Below are 13722 nucleotides of genomic sequence, written 5' to 3' on the forward strand. Positions count from 1 at the left end.
AGGGGGTGTTGGGGCCCCGGGAGCGCGTTGGACACCGTATGCCGCGACCTGCACTGAAGGCCCGGGGCTCCGAGGGATCCCTTCTGTGGGACCTTCTGACCTTCGAGCGTCTGATGACCGGCTCGGTCATCCACCTGATCTACTGGGCGGGCCTGGGCGTCATCGCCCTGGGCGGGTTCTCCGTGATCGGAGCGGCCGTGGGCGTGGCCCTGCGCGAGGAAAGCTGGATGGGCGTGCTGCTCGCCCTGCCGGTGATCGTCGGCGGCCTCTTGGTGGTGGGGGCGCTGATCCTTTTGTGGCGCGCCTTCTGCGAGTTCTACGTGGCGATCTTCCGCCTCACCGAAGACCTGCACGCCCTGCGCCTGCAGAGCGACGCCGACCACCAGCCCAAAGGCTAGCCAAAGGCTAGCGCAGGGCGTCCGCCCAGGCCGCCGCGGCCGGCTTGGCCCGGCCCATGTCGTCGAACAAGAGCGGCGCGTCCCAGGCCTTCTCGCGCTTCAGCCAGGACTCGGCGTCGCGCAGCCCCCAGAAGGTGAAGGCGAACCGCTGGGCCGCCGGCAGGTCCATGAACGCCCTGGCCGCCTCGGCGTAGACGCGGCCCTGGTCGGCGACCAGGTCGGCGCGGCTGCGAAAGCCCTTAGCCCGCGCCAGCGAGACGTCCATCTCCGAGACGTGGATCGGCAGGCCCAGGCTCGCCAGGTCGGCGATGGCCGCCTTCAGCGCGCCCGGCTCCAGGTCGGCGGCCACGTGGGTCTGGGTGCCCAGGCCCGACAGCGGCGCGCCGGCGGCCAGCAGCCGCTCGGCCAGCTTCAGGAAGGTCGCGCGCTTCTTGGGCAGGTATTCGAGATTGTAGTCGTTGAGGAACAGGGCCGCGTCGGGATCGGCCTCGCGCGCGTGGTGATAGGCCAGGCGCATGTGCTCGAAGGGGCCCAGCTTTCGCGACCACAGGCTGTCGCGCCAGCCCTCGCCGTCCTCGGCCACCGCCTCGTTGACCACGTCCCAGCCCACCGCCTGGCCGCGGTAGCGGCCGACCACGGCCAGGATGTAGTTGCGATAGGCGTCGGGGAAGGCGACCCGGCGCTCGTCCAGCTCGGCGAAGGCCTTGGGCGACTGGGCGTACCAGACCAAGGTGTGGCCGAACAGGCGAAGCCTGTGCTCGCGGGCGAAGGCGGCGATGCGGTCCGGCGCGTCGAAGCGGAAGCCGCCGTCGTCCTGGACGATGTACTCCATCTTCATCTCCCACTCCGGCGTGAGCTGGGAGACGTTCTCGGCGATCAGGCCGGCGAGCGCGGCGTCCTGAAGCTGGGCCGACTGCACGGCGGTTCCGACGGGAAAGGGCGCCAGGGCCTTCAGCGGCGCCAGCGAGACCGCGGCGGCCGACGGCCTGGGGCGTTCGCAGGCGGCCAGCGCCAGGGCCGAGCCGATCACGGCGCGGCGGCTGAGGCTCACCGCCCCGCGGCCGCGCGGCGCAGCCCGATCTCGTCCATCTGCGCGGCCTCCACGCGCTCGCGCGCCTTGGCCTTGGCGCGCTGCAGGTTGTCGGAGACCTGCTCGTACTTCTTCTGCTCCTCGAAGGCCTCGGTCAGCGCCTCGCGCGCGCCGGCCTCTTCCAGCGCCAGCCGGTCGATCTCGGCCTGGGCGGCGGCCTTGCGCTCGCGCAGACCCTCCAGGAAGCCGAGGTGGTACCAGCCCGCCTCGGCGCTGGCACGGGCCGTGACCGCCTCGGCCTCGCCCTCGGCGATCAGGGCGGTGAGGGCCAGTTCGGCGCGGCCGCGCCGGTCGGCGATTTCAGCGAGGCGCTTCTGCAACACCTCGACCTCGTAGGTCGAAATCCGGACCAGGGACTGGTCCCAGCTCACGCCGGGACGCCCTGCAGGATATGGTCAAGGGCCATGAAGCTGTCCTCCAGGCTGGTGGCGTCGTCCTTGTCCTGGCCAAGGAAGGCTTCGAGGGCGGGGTTGAGGGTGATGGCCCGGTCCACCTGCGGGTCGGAGCCGGCCCGATAGGCGCCGATGCGGATCAGCTCCTCCATGTTGGCGTAGGCCGACAGCGCCTGGCGCGCGGAGGTTACGATCTCGCGCTCCGGCATGGACTGGCAGCCCGGCATGGTCCGGCTGATGGACTTCAGGACGTTGATCGCCGGGAAGCGGCCGCGCTCGGCGATCGCCCGTTCCATCACGATGTGGCCGTCGAGGATCCCGCGCACGGCGTCGGCGATCGGCTCGTTGTGGTCGTCGCCGTCCACCAGCACGGTGAAGAGCCCGGTGATCGGCCCGGCGGTGGTGCCGTCCGGCCGCACGGGCCCGGGCCCGGCCCGCTCCAAGAGCTTGGGCAGTTCGGTGAAGACGGTGGGGGTGTAGCCCTTGGTGGTCGGCGGCTCGCCCGCGGCCAGGCCGATCTCGCGCTGGGCCATGGCGAAGCGAGTGACCGAGTCCATCAGGCACAGCACTTCCATGTCCTGGTCGCGCAGGAACTCGGCGACGGCGAGGGTCATGTAGGCGGCCTGGCGGCGCTTCAGCGCCGGCTCATCGGAGGTGGCCACCACCACCACGGCGCGCTTCAGCCCCTCCTCGCCCAGGGTCTCCTCGATGAACTCGCGCACCTCGCGGCCCCGCTCGCCGATCAGGCCCACGACCACGGCGTCGCAGTCGGCGTTCTTGGCCAGCATCGACAGGAGCACCGACTTGCCCACGCCCGAGCCGGCGAACACGCCCAGGCGCTGGCCGCGGCAGCAGGTGGTGAAGACGTTCATGGCGCGCACGCCAAGGTCCAGCCGCGCGCCCACCCGCCCGCGGGCGTGGGCCGGCGGCGGCGGGCTGCGCAGGGGATAGGCGGCCACGCCCTGGGGCAGCGGGCCCTTGCCGTCGATCGGCTCGCCGAAGGCGTCGACGATGCGGCCGAGCCACGCCTTGGTCGGCCGCACGGCCGAACCCAGCGGCTCGATGCGGATCTCCGCGCCGGGGGCGACGCCCTCGACCGGACCGAACGGCATCAGCAGGGCGCGCGTCTCGCGGAAGCCGACGACCTCGGCCGGCAGCGGCGTGTTGGAGCGGCGCTCGATCTCCACGCGGGCGCCCACGGCCAGCCGGGTCAGGCCGCCACGGGCCTCGATCAGCAGCCCGTTCACGGCCGCGACGCGACCGGACACGATGAGCGGATCGATACGCTCGACGGCGGCGACGAGATTACGCACGGACAGCCCTTCCAACCGAGGTCCGAGAGTCGGCCCCGCGCCGTTAACTCCGGGTGAAGATTCGGCCGCCGGGCCTGCGGTCTTGCGTCTCACTTCGCCCCCAAAATCCGGGAGCGGCGCAGGGGATCGCGAAGCACCCCGGACCCGCCGGAGCAGGCCCCGTTGTCCAATCACAAAAGATTCAACCGGGGTGCGACTCCGCGTCCGCCGGCCCTGCTTGCTGGCGATTCCGAAATCGCGTTAACGATTCGCTCAGCAGGATTTCACCATTAACCGGTCTTAAATTACCTCGCCGGCAAGTTAACGGCGAGGGTCCGAGCGGATTCCGGGTTTGGGCGGAAGAGGCTAGGCGGCGTTCGAGGAGGGGTAGATGCGCGTATTGCTTATCGAGGACGACAGCGCTACCGCGCAGAGCATCGAGCTGATGCTGAAGTCCGAAGGCTTCAACGTCTATACGACGGACCTCGGGGAAGAGGGCGTGGATCTGGGCAAGATCTACGACTACGACCTGATCCTGCTTGATCTGAACCTGCCCGACATGAGCGGCATGGACGTGCTGCGCACCCTGCGCGTGGCCAAGATCAACACCCCGATCATGATCCTGTCCGGCACCGCCGAGATCGACACCAAGGTCAAGACGCTCGGCGGCGGCGCCGACGACTACATGACCAAGCCCTTCCACAAGGACGAGCTGGTGGCCCGCATCCACGCGGTGGTCCGCCGTTCCAAGGGCCACGCCCAGTCGGTGATCAAGACCGGCGACATCACCGTCAACCTTGACGCCAAGACGGTCGAGGTGAACGGCACGCGCGTGCACCTGACGGGCAAGGAATACCAGATGCTGGAGCTGCTCTCCCTGCGCAAGGGCACGACCCTGACCAAGGAGATGTTCCTCAACCACCTCTACGGCGGCATGGACGAGCCTGAGCTGAAGATCATCGACGTCTTCATCTGCAAGCTGCGCAAGAAGCTGGCCGCCGCCGCCGACGGCAAGCACCACATCGAGACCGTCTGGGGCCGCGGCTACGTGCTGCGCGATCCGCACGAATCCCAGGTCGCGGCCTGACCGCCCGCACATTCGAACGACCTCGACGCCCGCCGCTCCCGGCGGGCGTTTTCATTTCGTCGACGGCTCGCGCTAAGTTCGGCGCCGGGTCGCTTGGGAGGCGGGGACCATGGAACGAACGCTAGCGCTGGCCGCCAGCCTGATCCTGGCGGCGATCCTGGCCTGGTTCCAGGAGCTGCCGCCTCATCCGCTGCACGCGAACGCCCCCGCCAGCCAGTTCTCCGCCGGCCGCGCCATGGCCGACGTGCGCGCCATGGGCGCCAGGCCGCACACCGTGGCCTCGCCCGCCGACGCCGAGGTGCGCGCCTATCTCGTCAGGCGCATGGAGGCGCTCGGCCTGTCGCCCCGCATCCAGCGCGGCGTGGCGTTCGAGCAGCGGGCCCGGCGCGGCTACGCCAGCGCCGAGGGCGCGCCGGTCCAGAACGTGGTGGGCGTGCTCCCCGGCCGCGACCGCAGCGCCCCGGCGGTGGCGCTCATGGCCCACTACGACACCGTGCCCGCCTCGCCCGGCGCGGCCGACGACACCACGGGCGTGGCCTCCGCCCTTGAGATCGTGCGCGCCCTGAAGGCTCGCGGAACCCCCGCGCGCGACGTGGTGGTGCTGATCACCGACGGCGAGGAGGCGGGCCTGCTCGGGGCGCGCGCATTCTTCGCCTCCGATCCCCTGGCCAAGCACATCGGCTTCATCCTGAACATGGAATCGCGCGGCGGCGGCGGGCGCGTGCAGATGTTCCAGACCGGCGCCCGCAACGGCGAGACCGTCGACCTGTTCCGCCGCTCGGCGGCGCGGCCGGAATCCAGCTCCCTGGCCGTGTTCCTCTACGAGCACATGCCCAACGACACCGACTTCACCGTCTCGCGCGCGGCCGGGATCGCGGGGCTGAACTACGCCTTCATCGGCCGCCAGTTCGACTACCACTCGCCCACGGCCACGCCGGACAATCTGGAACGGCGCACCGTGCAGGACATGGGCCGCCAGGTGCTGGCCGCGGCGGCCGAGGCGGCGAACGCGCCAAGCCTGCCCGCGCCCGCGCCGAACAAGGTCTACGCCCAGGTTCCGCTCGGCGGGGTGATCGCCTATCCGCAGACGGCCGGCTGGCTGGTGCTGGCCGCCGCCGCCGCGCTGATCCTGGTCGGCCTCGCCCGCGCGCGCCGGCGCCAGGCCCTGGCCTGGCGCGACCTGGCCCAGGGCGTGGGCGCGGCGGTCTATCTCGTCAGCACCTCGGCCGTGCTCCTGCGGCTGGCCCGGCGCGCCACCGGCGTGGACTTCGGCTTCCTCGAGCAGCGCCGGCTGCTGGCCGAGGTCACCCGCTTCGAGACGGCGATCGTCTTCATCGGCGTGGGCGCGGCGCTCTATGCCGCCGCGGCCCTGGCCCGCGGCGGCGCGCGGCGGCCCGCCGCGGCCCTCGCCCTGGGGGCCGGCGTCCTGTGCACCGCCTTCGGCGCGGTCGACCCGATCGGCCTGGGCCTGGGCCTCGTCGGCGCGCTCAGCGCCTTCGCCGTCTTCGGCCGGCCCGCGGGCACGCCCGGCGCCTGGGCGGGCGTGCTGCTGACCGGCCTCGCCGCCGCCGCCGGCCTGCAGGCCGCCGCGCCGGAGACGGCCTTCCTGATCGCCTGGCCCCTGGTGCTGGCCGGCCTCGCCGCGGCGGTCAGCGCCCTGGGCTCGGCCCGCAGCCTGCCGGTGACCATCGCCATCGTGGTGATCGCGATCCCGGGACTGGCCTGGATCGGCGACTTCGCCCACGGCCTGTTCCTGGGCCTGGACATGCCCGAGCTCCTGGCCGTCACCGCCTGGCTCGCCGCCTTCCTGATCTGGCCGCTGGCCCACCCGCGCATCGGCGGCGCCGGCCGGGTCACCGCCGTGGCCGTGCTCAGCCTCGGCTTCCTCTTGATCGTCTACGTGCGCTTCACCCCGCCGTGGACCGAGCGCCATCCGCAGGCGAGCATCGTCGCCTACCAGGTCGACGCCGACGCGGCCCGCGCCTACCGGATCAGCGCCACGCCCGAGCTCGCGCGCTGGTCGCGGGCGGTGCTGCGCGCCGACGGCGGGGCGGTTGCCAGGCGCGCCCTGCCCGCCCTCTGGCGAAAGCCGGTGGACGCCGCGCCCGCCGCCTCCGTCGCCGCCGAGCCGGCCAGGCTGGACCTGGCGCAGCGGCCCGACGGCGTGCGCGAGCTGAAGGCCGTCGCGCCGGCCGGAGCGCAGATCCTGGCGCTGCGCCTGAAGACCAGCGCGCCCCTGGCCGACGTGCGGCTGAACGGCCAGCCGGCGAAGATCCTCGAGAAGGCCGGCGACGAGGCCGACATCCGCTGGTGGGGCCCGCCCGAGGACCTGGTCGTCACCTTCCGGTCCGGCGGTTCCGGCGCGCTGCAGGCGGGGCACGCGGCCGTGATCCGCCGTTGGCCGGCGGCCGCCAAGCCGCTGCCGGCGCGGCCGAGGGACGTGATGGCCTTCGACCTGTCGGACTCCACCATCGTCACCGGCTCGGCCAGGCTGTCCTGGTGAGCTAGATCACGTCCGAGCTGATCCAGATCGACGAGCCGATGCTCAGGATCGCGCCGTTGTAGCTGAAGTGCTCGGGCGCGCCGTCGACGACCACCGAGCCCGAGGTCGCGGTCGCGGTCGAGCCCTGCTCGCCGTGTCCGAGCGCGATCTTGCCGTCCTGGACGGCCACCAGCACGTAGCCGTCCTCCACTCCGTCGCCGTTCACGTCCACGCCCACCCGCTCGCCGGGGACCGCCGAGGTCAGGCCCAGCAGGGTGGAGGCGTCGCCGCTGCCCGCCAGGACGTTGTCCACCGGCGTGATGCTGGTGATCGTCACCTTGTGGATGGTGTCGAAGCGCACCGTGTCCCCGGCGACCTGGCTGTAGTCGATGATCACGCCGAGGTTGGTGTTGGCGTCGCTGGTGTGCGTCGGCGTGGAGACGATGAAGGTGTCCGCGCCGGACCCGCCCTCGGCGACCACGTTGGACTGCACCGAGATCTTGTCGTTGCCGCCGCCGCCGTCCAGCACGTCCACCTGGCCCTTCGGCGCGCCGCCCCCGGAAATCACGTCGTCGCCCAGGCCGCCGTGGATCACCTCGGCCGCTGGCGTGCCGGTCAGGGTGTCGGGGCCGTCGGTGCCGTTGATCGTGGCGACCGGCGCCTTGATCGGCGCGGCGCCGGCCGGCGACACGGTCGCCTCATGCTCGGCGGCGGCCTGCGGCTGCACGGTCAGATGGGAGGCCGCCGGCGCGTCGATGTGGGCGTCGCCGCCGTGCGCGGCGGGCTGCTCCGCGGCCGTGGCGTGGGGCATGCGCGCCGCGCCGAGCTCCAGGGCCGCGTCACGCCCGGCGGCGGCGGCGGCCGCGTCGGCCGCGTGCGGCGCCGCGGACAGGTCGGCGGCGGCGCTCTGCGCCGTTTCAGTAGGCTCGGCCAGCGGCAAGCCGGCGAACTGCGCGCCGGCCTTGAACACAGCGGCCGGATCCAGGCCGAAGGCCGAGGCGGTGACCAGCGCCACCAGCAGTTGGGCGTTGCGCTGATCCAGCTCGTGGTCGAACGCCGGCGCGTCCTGGGCGGCCGGCGCGTCCTCGTCGCCCAGCATCCGGCCGAGCGCCAGCCACAGGTCGCGGCCCTCCCGCACCAGGTCGGCCACCATGTCGTGGATCACCACCGACCCGCCGATCCGGGCCACGTGCACCAGCACGTTCTCCTGGTCGTCCTTGATCACGCACCAGGGGTCGCCCTCGTCGCTGGCGCCGTAGACCACCTCGACGCCGACGACCTGGGCCTTCAACTGCTTGGCGAGCGAAAGGATCTGCGCGCGCTCGGACGACGTCCAATCGCGAACAGCGAAGAACTGCCCCGTGAAGGGAAGGACTTCCCCCATCGTCCCGCCTCAGGCGCGTGCGGCCACGCGCTGTTCCTGAACCCCGGCGCCCTCGCTCTCGAAGAGCAGCCTGTACAGTTCAGGTTCATAGAACCTGAGGAGCGTTCTGGCGAATCCGGCGGCGTCCAGGCCGAGCGCCTCGGCCCAGGCGCCCTGCGCCTCGATCGGCACGCGTCCCTGGCCGCCCTCCACCTGGGAGACGAAGGTGTAGTAGCGAAGGCCCACGCGGCTGGCGAGCTCGGCCTGGGTGAGGCCGGCGTCCTCGCGCCGCGCCCGCAGCCAGCGGCCCGCCTCACGCCGCAGGCTCTTGGTGAGCGCCAGCCGCTCCGGGTCCATCGCCGTTCGAGACATTCCCGCTCCCGTTGCAATCGGGCCGGCGACAAGCGTCATCCGAAAGCCGCTTGCGTCCTGCCGCTCATGGACGTACAGTTTTTACGTAACTAGTCCAAAAGCAATTCGTAACTAATCGTCACCTGGGCCTAATAGCTCACTTCGACCGGTATGACACGCCCTGTCGTGAGCTGATCCCGATCCATGTCCCCCGGGGCGCGCCCAGGTGACGCCCCCCTTCGCGGCGGCGCGATCAGGCGTCGCCACCGTCCGGCCAACAATTGGCCTTGTTGATCTGGCTGTTGCATCTCATGCACCTGACTGAGTTCGGATTTCTGATGGCGGGCGTGCTGGCGGTGGTCGCCGGGCTCACCGCGCCGCTGCGGCCCGACATGATCGCCGCCAAGGAGACCTCCTCCCTCGTGGCCTTCCTCACGGCGGTCGGCTGCACCCTGGCCTGCGCGGCGCTGATTCTCGCCGAGCCCTGGATGCTGCAGAACACGCCGGTGGCCGCCGTCCTGGCGCTCAGCCTGATGCACACGGCCGTGACCGCGGCGAAGTGGCGTCGCGAACGGGCCGCCGCCCCGCGCGCGCCGGCCCGAGACCCGGCCCCTCGCGGCGAAGAACAGCTCCTGCGCAAGATTGCCTGACGCCCGGTCCTTGGCTAACCCTGCCGGCCTTCGGCCAGGCAAGGACGGGACCAGATGAGCTCGAACATCGTCATCTACCACAACCCCGCGTGCGGAACCTCGCGCAACACCCTGGCGCTGCTGCGCGAGAAGGGGCTGGAGCCGACGGTCGTCGAATATCTGAAGGCCGGCTGGACCCGCGAACAGCTCCAGGGCCTGCTGGCCAAGATGGGCGTGAAGGCCAAGGACATCCTGCGCGAGCGGGGCACCAAGGCCGCCGAGCTGGGCCTCACCGAGCCCGGCGTCTCCGACGAGACGATCATCGCGGCGATGGTCGCCGATCCGATTCTCGTGAACCGCCCGATCGTCGACACGCCCAAGGGCGCGGCGCTTTGTCGCCCCGTCGACGTGGTGCTGACGTTGCTTTGAAGCATCGGGCGCCACGGTCGCGCCCAATTCCCCCAATAGGCGAGCATCAGTGACAGTTTGGCGCTCGTCCCGATTATCACCAGCCGTTAACCATTCGGCCTGATCATCGCTGAACCCGCTTTCTGCTGGTTCCGACAGAGCGTCAATGGCGAGACGCCCAGTATAGGCGTCACTAGTACGGGGGCACGATGCAAGAATTCGATCCGCGCCAGCTGGCGTCGCGCAAGATTGCGCTGACACCGAAACTCCTCGCAGGCGCCGCAGGCGTCGTAGTCGTGGCCTTCGGCTGCAAACTCGCCCTCGCCAACGGACGAATCGACCCGCCCCTTCCCGACACCGCCTCGGTGCAGCACCTGGCCTCCGAGGCCTTCACCCAGGCCGAGGCCCAGCCGGGCTTCAGCCGCCCGCAGAACGTGGCCCTGAAGATCAAGCCCGGCGAGACCTTCGAGGCCGCCGTGCAGCGCGCCGGCGTGACCGCGCAGGAAGCGCACGAGGCTGTCGCCACCCTCGGCGAGGCCATGGACACCGTCCATATCAAGGCCGGCATGCCCTTCGACGCCGCCATCGCCCAGCCGCAGGGCGAACACGGCCCGGCCCGGCTGATCGGGCTTTCGCTGCGCTCCGGCCCGGCCAGCGCCATCACCCTGTCGCGCACCTTCGACGGGGCGCTGCGCCTGCGCGAGATGCAGGAGAAGGTCAACGACGAGCAGACCGTGGCCAAGGGCGAGATCGACGGCTCGCTCTATGAAAGCGCCGCGCGGCTGGGCGCCACGCCCACCGTCACCGCCCAGGTGGCCAAGATGTTCGCCCACAAGCTGGACTTCCAGCGCGACATCCAGCCGGGCGACAAGTTCACCCTGATCTTCGACCGCAAGGTCACCGAGAGCGGCCGCACCATCCAGAGCGGCGACGTCGAGTACGCCCAGATCAAGGGTGTGAAGTTCTATCGCTTCGAGCGCCGCGACGGCGACGTGGAGTACTTCGACGAGAACGGCAAGAACGTGCGCGGCTTCCTGCTGCGCACCCCGGTCGACGGCGCGCGCATGACCTCCACCTTCGGCATGCGCAAGCACCCGATCCTGGGCTACACGCGAATGCACAAGGGCATCGACTTCGGCGCCGGCATGGGCACCCCCGTGGTCGCGGCCGGCGACGGCGTGGTGGTCGAGGCCCGCCGCTGGGGCACCTACGGCAACTGGGTGCGCATCCGCCACACCGGCGGCTGGGACACCGGCTATGCGCACCTGTCGCGCTTCGCTAAGGGGCTGCACGCCGGCGACCGCGTCCGGCAGGGCCAGGTGATCGCCTATGTCGGCTCCACGGGCGCCTCGACCGGCCCGCACCTGCACTACGAGATCTGGAAGAACGGCCAGCGGGTCAATCCGATCGGCGCCAAGGTGCCGCAGGGCACGGTGCTGGCCGGCGCCGAACTGGCCAAGTTCAGGACGGTGAAGGCGCACATCGACCATCTGGTCGAAACCAAGGGCGACGACCAGAACGGCGAAACCGCCCTGGCGATGGCCGAAACGTCCGATTCGGTAGGCTTGCGGCGTTAAGCCCGAGGCGCCGGCGCATCCATAGGGGCCCAATCCGGCCTCACGCCTTTTCGTCGCCTCACGCGGCGCCTATGGTCCGCAGACGAAGCGCAGCCAGCGGAGGTCTCGTGCCCGGCGCAGCCCAGCCCAGCCCAAGCCGCCGTTACGCCGCCAAGCGCGATGCGATCCTGGTGGCCGCCTCCAAGGTCTTCACCGACAATGGCGCCAGCGGCTTCACCCTGGCCGCCGTCGCCAAGCGGATGGACCTGCATCCGGTCAGCCTGACCTACTACTACAAGCGCAAGGAGGATCTGGCGGCCGCCTGCATCCTGCACACGATCACGCGCTTGTCCGACATGCTGGCCGAGGCCGAGGCCGAGCCCAGCCCCACCGAGCGGCTGCGGCGGTTCATCACCGCCTACTACGCCGCGCGCCGCCGCATCCTGGAGGACGGCGAGCCGCAGTTCGTGCCCATGGGCGAGATCCGCACGATCGGCGCGCCCTACGAGGACTCCCTGGTCACCGCCTACCAGGCCTTCAGCCAGCGCCTCACCTCGCTGCTGAAGGACAGCGAGGCGCCCCTGAGCGGCGGCCGCCGCCGCGCGCTGACCCACCTGCTGATCAACCAGCTCTTCTGGTCGGACACCTGGATCGGCGCCTATCAGGTCGAGGACTACGGCCGGATCGGCGAGCGCGTCGCCGACATCATCATCGGCGGCCTGGCCGCGCCCGGCCGCGCCTCGCCGGAAACGCCGCTGCTGGCCCTGGGCGCCCCGCCGGCCGACAACGACGAGATCACCCGCGAGCGGTTCCTCATCGCGGCCACCGACCTGATCAACCAGGAAGGCTACCGCGGCGCCTCGGTGGACAAGATCTCGGCCCGGCTGAACGTGACCAAGGGCTCGTTCTACCACCACAACAGCGACAAGGACGGGCTGGTGCTCGCCTGCTTCGAGCGCAGCTTCGAGCTGATCGACGAGGCCAAGCGCAAGGCCGCGCCGGCCGCCGACGGCTGGGAGCGCCTGTGGCTGGCCGCCGCCTCGCTGGCGATGCACCAGACCCGCGGCGACCGGGGCAGGCTGTTGCGCCACCACGCGCTGGCGGCCCTGCCGATCGAGACGCGCAAGGCCACCATGGCCCGCTTCCAGCAGATCGCCCACGCCTTCGCTGGCGTCATCAGCGACGGCGTCATGGACGGCTCGATCCGGCCGGTGGACCCGCTGCTGGCCGCCCAGCTCGTCATGGCCATGTTCAACTGCGCCCTGCCGCTGGACTACTGGACCCCCGGCTCCACCCTGGAGACGGTGATGGACGCCCATGTGCGCCCGGCGCTGATGGGCGTGTTTTCGCCGGCGACGGCCTGACCGGGCGCTTTCCGCAAGGCGGACCCCCGAAAACAAGAACGCCCGGCGCGAGGCCGGGCGTTCGTCTGGGTCGTCGCGTCGCCGGTCAGTTGAAGGTGATGACCGAGCGGGCCAGGCCGCCCTTCTTCATGTCGGCGAAGCCTTCGTTGACCTCTTCCAGCTTGATGCGCTGGGAGATCAGCTCGTCCAGCTTCAGCTTGCCGGCCATGTAGAAGTCGACCAGGCGGGGCATGTCGACCGGGAAGCGGTTGGAGCCCATCAGCGAGCCCTGGATGCGCTTCTCGCCCAGGAAGGCCGCGCCCATCAGGCTGATGGTCTGGCCCACCGGGATCATGCCGATGATGTTGGCCGTGCCGCCACGGCGCAGCATGTTGAACGACGCCTCGGCGGTCTTGGCCAGGCCGATGGCCTCGAACGAGTGCTGCACCCCGCCCTTGGTCATCTCCATGACTTCCTTGACCGCGTCGGTCTTGGAGGCGTCGATGAAGTCGGTCGCGCCGAACTCGCGGGCCAGGTTGTCCTTCGAGGCCACGGTGTCGATGGCGATGATCCGGCCCGCGCCGGCGATCGCCGCGCCGTTGACCGCCGCCAGGCCCACGCCGCCCAGGCCGATCACGGCCACGGTGTCGCCCGGCCGGACGCTGGAGGTATGGATCGCCGCGCCCACGCCGGTCATCACCGAACAGCCGATCAGGGCGGCGCGGTCCAGCGGCATGTCCTTGCGGATGGCCACGCAGGCGTGCTCGTGGATCAGCATCTGCTCGGCGAAGGACGACAGGTTCAGGAACTGCTGCATCGGCCCGTCGGCCTTCCGCAGGCGGGGCTCCTCGTCGGCGCCGCGCCTGGTCTCGGGGCTAACGCACAGGCTGAGGTGCCCGGTCAGGCAGTGCTCGCAGTGGCCGCAATAGGCCGACAGGCAGGTGATCACGTGGTCGCCCGGCTTCACCGTGCGCACTTCGGAGCCCACCGCCTCGACGACGCCGGCGCTTTCGTGGCCCAGCACCGCCGGCAGCGCCGTCGGATAGGAGCCTTCCATGAAGTGCAGGTCGGAGTGGCAGAGGCCGGCGGCGACGGTGCGGATCAGCACCTCGTGGGGACCGGGCTTGTTGATTTGGACGTCTTCGATCTGAAGCGGCTTGCCCACTTCGCGCAGCACTGCGGCCTTCATCTGGCGTGTTCCCCGAACGGCGCCCCTTGGCGGGGCCGGTTTTCAAAGCCCGCGGACCGCGGGCGTGGCCCAATCTTATCGTCGTTCAGGTGATCTCGGCCAACCCCTTTGAGTCGAGAAAACGCCCGGCGCGCGGGCCCGG

General features: G+C 70.9%; 13 protein-coding genes. 7 read left to right on the plus strand and 6 right to left on the minus strand.

The genetic code is table 11. The annotated features are described in order from the left end of the window. Positions 1 to 38: 38 nt before the first annotated feature. A complete protein-coding gene (locus tag ACE3TA_RS18735) occupies positions 39 to 398 on the plus strand; it encodes a DUF4282 domain-containing protein (RefSeq protein ID WP_374575845.1) in 360 nt (119 codons plus the stop codon). 7 nt (positions 399 to 405) lie between these two features. On the opposite strand, the gene ACE3TA_RS18740 is transcribed toward ACE3TA_RS18735, so the two are convergent. From ACE3TA_RS18740 to fliI, 3 genes are read right to left on the minus strand one after another with little or no spacing between them, the layout of a single operon-like run. Further along, positions 406 to 1449: an endo-1,4-beta-xylanase gene (locus ACE3TA_RS18740; RefSeq protein WP_374575846.1), complete on the minus strand. Its 1044-nt coding sequence runs from the start codon at positions 1447 to 1449 to the stop codon at positions 406 to 408. Then, on the minus strand, positions 1446 to 1859 hold the full coding sequence (locus ACE3TA_RS18745; RefSeq protein ID WP_374575847.1) for a flagellar export protein FliJ: 414 nt from the start codon (positions 1857 to 1859) through the stop codon (positions 1446 to 1448). Before ACE3TA_RS18745 ends, ACE3TA_RS18740 begins: the two co-directional genes overlap by 4 nt. Continuing rightward, complete coding sequence (gene fliI / locus ACE3TA_RS18750) at positions 1856 to 3193, minus strand: flagellar protein export ATPase FliI (protein ID WP_374575848.1); 1338 nt, start codon at positions 3191 to 3193, stop codon at positions 1856 to 1858. The genes ACE3TA_RS18745 and fliI overlap by 4 nt, the downstream gene beginning before the upstream one ends. 370 nt (positions 3194 to 3563) lie before the next feature. Here fliI and ctrA point away from each other — a divergent pair, with 370 nt between their 5' ends. Together ctrA and ACE3TA_RS18760 are read left to right on the plus strand one after the other, a co-directional pair. After that, complete coding sequence (ctrA, locus tag ACE3TA_RS18755; protein ID WP_374575849.1) at positions 3564 to 4259, plus strand: response regulator transcription factor CtrA; 696 nt, start codon at positions 3564 to 3566, stop codon at positions 4257 to 4259. A gap of 109 nt (positions 4260 to 4368) precedes the next feature. Continuing rightward, positions 4369 to 6762, plus strand: a complete 2394-nt coding sequence (locus ACE3TA_RS18760; RefSeq protein WP_374575850.1) for a M20/M25/M40 family metallo-hydrolase — start codon at positions 4369 to 4371, stop codon at positions 6760 to 6762. Position 6763: 1 nt separating this feature from the next. Here ACE3TA_RS18760 and ACE3TA_RS18765 read toward each other — a convergent pair whose 3' ends face one another. After that, positions 6764 to 8125, minus strand: coding sequence for a hypothetical protein (locus tag ACE3TA_RS18765; protein WP_374575851.1), 1362 nt, complete (start codon positions 8123 to 8125; stop codon positions 6764 to 6766). A 9-nt stretch (positions 8126 to 8134) separates the two neighbouring features. Further along, positions 8135 to 8476, minus strand: a complete 342-nt coding sequence (locus ACE3TA_RS18770; RefSeq protein WP_374575852.1) for a helix-turn-helix domain-containing protein — start codon at positions 8474 to 8476, stop codon at positions 8135 to 8137. Between the two features lie 266 nt (positions 8477 to 8742). Here ACE3TA_RS18770 and ACE3TA_RS18775 point away from each other — a divergent pair, with 266 nt between their 5' ends. The 4 genes from ACE3TA_RS18775 (at position 8743) to ACE3TA_RS18790 (ending at position 12412) form a co-directional block, all read left to right on the plus strand. Next, positions 8743 to 9105: a hypothetical protein gene (locus ACE3TA_RS18775; RefSeq protein WP_374575853.1), complete on the plus strand. Its 363-nt coding sequence runs from the start codon at positions 8743 to 8745 to the stop codon at positions 9103 to 9105. Positions 9106 to 9159: 54 nt separating this feature from the next. Then, entirely contained in the window at positions 9160 to 9513 is a 354-nt protein-coding gene (gene arsC / locus ACE3TA_RS18780) for an arsenate reductase (glutaredoxin) (RefSeq protein ID WP_374575854.1), read from the plus strand. A 275-nt stretch (positions 9514 to 9788) separates the two neighbouring features. Next, entirely contained in the window at positions 9789 to 11069 is a 1281-nt protein-coding gene (locus ACE3TA_RS18785) for a peptidoglycan DD-metalloendopeptidase family protein (RefSeq protein WP_374575855.1), read from the plus strand. A 107-nt stretch (positions 11070 to 11176) separates the two neighbouring features. Beyond that, positions 11177 to 12412 carry a TetR/AcrR family transcriptional regulator gene (locus ACE3TA_RS18790; protein ID WP_374575856.1) on the plus strand — a complete coding sequence of 412 codons (1236 nt, stop codon included), beginning with the start codon at positions 11177 to 11179 and terminating at the stop codon, positions 12410 to 12412. An 85-nt stretch (positions 12413 to 12497) separates the two neighbouring features. Here the strand turns inward: ACE3TA_RS18790 and ACE3TA_RS18795 are convergent, their stop codons facing one another. After that, the gene (locus ACE3TA_RS18795) at positions 12498 to 13580 is read right to left on the minus strand and encodes a Zn-dependent alcohol dehydrogenase (protein WP_374575857.1); all 1083 of its coding nucleotides are present in this window, start codon (positions 13578 to 13580) and stop codon (positions 12498 to 12500) included. Between the last annotated feature and the right edge of the window lie 142 nt (positions 13581 to 13722).

The sequence above is a fragment of the Phenylobacterium sp. genome, from assembly GCF_041916435.1.
GTDB lineage: Bacteria > Pseudomonadota > Alphaproteobacteria > Caulobacterales > Caulobacteraceae > Phenylobacterium.

Bases quoted from the DNA above. Each gene is read 5' to 3' on its own strand.
- ACE3TA_RS18735 (WP_374575845.1), top strand. From the start codon at position 39: ATGCCGCGACCTGCACTGAAGGCCCGGGGCTCCGAGGGATCCCTTCTG.
- ctrA (WP_374575849.1), top strand. From the start codon at position 3,564: ATGCGCGTATTGCTTATCGAGGACGACAGCGCTACCGCGCAGAGCATC.
- ACE3TA_RS18760 (WP_374575850.1), top strand. From the start codon at position 4,369: ATGGAACGAACGCTAGCGCTGGCCGCCAGCCTGATCCTGGCGGCGATC.
- ACE3TA_RS18765 (WP_374575851.1), bottom strand. From the start codon at position 8,125: ATGGGGGAAGTCCTTCCCTTCACGGGGCAGTTCTTCGCTGTTCGCGAT.
- ACE3TA_RS18770 (WP_374575852.1), bottom strand. From the start codon at position 8,476: ATGTCTCGAACGGCGATGGACCCGGAGCGGCTGGCGCTCACCAAGAGC.
- arsC (WP_374575854.1), top strand. From the start codon at position 9,160: ATGAGCTCGAACATCGTCATCTACCACAACCCCGCGTGCGGAACCTCG.
- ACE3TA_RS18795 (WP_374575857.1), bottom strand. From the start codon at position 13,580: ATGAAGGCCGCAGTGCTGCGCGAAGTGGGCAAGCCGCTTCAGATCGAA.